Source organism: Chrysiogenia bacterium (assembly GCA_020434085.1).
In the GTDB taxonomy this organism is placed as follows: Bacteria; JAGRBM01; JAGRBM01; order JAGRBM01; family JAGRBM01; genus JAGRBM01.
Genome location: JAGRBM010000105.1, coordinates 1 through 1,797, shown reverse-complemented (window position 1 = coordinate 1,797; position 1,797 = coordinate 1). Strand labels below are relative to the sequence as shown.

The 1,797-nt window shown below is 64.1% G+C and carries 2 protein-coding genes; both read right to left on the bottom strand.

The genetic code is table 11. The features are described from left to right. Positions 1-1,109 (bottom strand): isovaleryl-CoA dehydrogenase (locus KDH09_03555; GenBank protein ID MCB0218747.1); only part of this gene is annotated, 1,109 nt, incomplete at its 3' end. A gap of 102 nt (positions 1,110-1,211) precedes the next feature. After that, positions 1,212-1,634, bottom strand: a complete 423-nt coding sequence (locus KDH09_03550; protein ID MCB0218746.1) for a MerR family DNA-binding transcriptional regulator — start codon at positions 1,632-1,634, stop codon at positions 1,212-1,214. Between the last annotated feature and the right edge of the window lie 163 nt (positions 1,635-1,797).

The following is a 1,797-nucleotide window of genomic DNA, read 5'->3' as shown; positions in this document are numbered from 1 at the left end:
TCGGACGTGCCCGCGCCGATCTCGTAGAGCTTGGCATCGCGCAGCAGGCGCCCGGTGGGATACTCGTTGATGTAACCGTTGCCGCCAAGGCACTGGATCGCTTCGAGCGCCATCCAGGTGGCCTTCTCGGCGGCGTAGAGAATCGCGCCGGCGGCGTCCTTGCGCGTCGTCTCGCCGCGATCAAGGGCCTGCCCGACGGCGTAGACGTAGGCGCGGCAGGCGGAGAAGGTCGTGTACATGTCGGCGAGCTTGCCCTGCATGAGCTGGAACTCGCCGATGGACTGGCCGAACTGCTTGCGCTCGTGCACATAGGGGAGCACGACATCCAGGCAGGCGGCCATGATTCCCAGCGGCCCGCCCGAGAGAACGGCGCGCTCGTAGTCGAGGCCGCTCATCAGCACGCGCACGCCTTCATTGATCTTGCCCATGACGGCGTCGGGCCCGAGCACGCAGTCCTCGAAAACCAGCTCGCAGGTGTTCGAACCGCGCATGCCCAGCTTGTCGAGTTTCTGCGCGGTGCTGAACCCCTTGGTTCCCTTTTCAACGAGAAACGCGGTAATGCCGCGCGGGCCGGCCTCGGGATCGCTCTTGGCGTAGACGACCAGCACGTCCGCGTCGGGGCCGTTGGTGATCCACATCTTGTTGCCGTTGAGGATCCAGTTGTCGCCGTCGCGTTTGGCGCGAAGCTGCATGCTCACCACATCGGATCCCGCGCCGGGCTCGCTCATGGCCAGCGCGCCGACGAATTCGCCGCTGATGAGTTTGGGCAGATACTTCCGGCGCTGCTCTTCGGACCCGTTGCGGTGAATCTGGTTGACGCACAGGTTGGAGTGCGCGCCGTAGGAAAGCCCGACCGAGGCCGAGCCGCGGGAGATCTCTTCCATGGCGACGATGTGGCCCAGGTACCCCATGTCTGTGCCGCCGTATTCCTCGGGAACCGTCATGCCGAGCACGCCCAGATCTCCGAGGCGGCGCCAGAGCTCGTTGGGGAACTCGTTGTTCTCGTCAATGGCGGCGGCCCGCGGCGCAAGTTCCTTCTGCGTGAACGAACGGATCGTCTCGCGCAGCGCGGCGATTTCTTCGCTGTGGTCGAAGTTCAAAAAGGACATGGTCTTCCTCCGGTGTCGCCCCGCGTGCCGAGGGCCCGGGGACAGGGTGACGGTACCTTACGTTTACGTAAACGTCAATTTCGAAAAGCCGCAAAAGGCCCCTCAGCGGCGTTTCGGAGCCCTTTTCCTGTTCGTGCCCTTCCGCGACGGGGCGTCGTTTTTCACGCGCTTTTCCAGGGCGTCAAGTTCGCCGAGCATGTGCTTGAGGTCGCTCATCTTCTCCAGCAGCAGCTTGCGCCGGGTCTCGACTTTTTCAAGGAGCAGTTTGCGCTGGGCCTGCACGCCGGTGGGCTGGTTGTAGAGCGTGATGATTTCCTTGATCTCCGGAATGGAGAAACCCACCGCGCGGCCGCGAAGGATGAGAATGAGGCGCACCCGGTCGCCCGCCGTGTAGAGGCGCTGGCTGCCGCGGCGCTCGGGCTTGAGCAGTCCCTCGTCCTCGTAGTGGCGCAGGGTGCGCGCAGTGATGCCGAACTCCTTGCTGAGGTCCGAGATCCCGAAGTGTTCCTTTTTGTCAGCGCTCACCTGGATTCATCCCACATGGTTGGATTGAAAGGGGACTCTGGCACATGGATGCAAGGGCCGACAATCGCCGGCGCGCGGGCGGGGGAATCAGGTGTTTTGGCGCGATGCGGCGGCCCGCTGCTGCAGGAAGCGATCGAGCTCGCGCAGCGTGCCGATTCGCTCC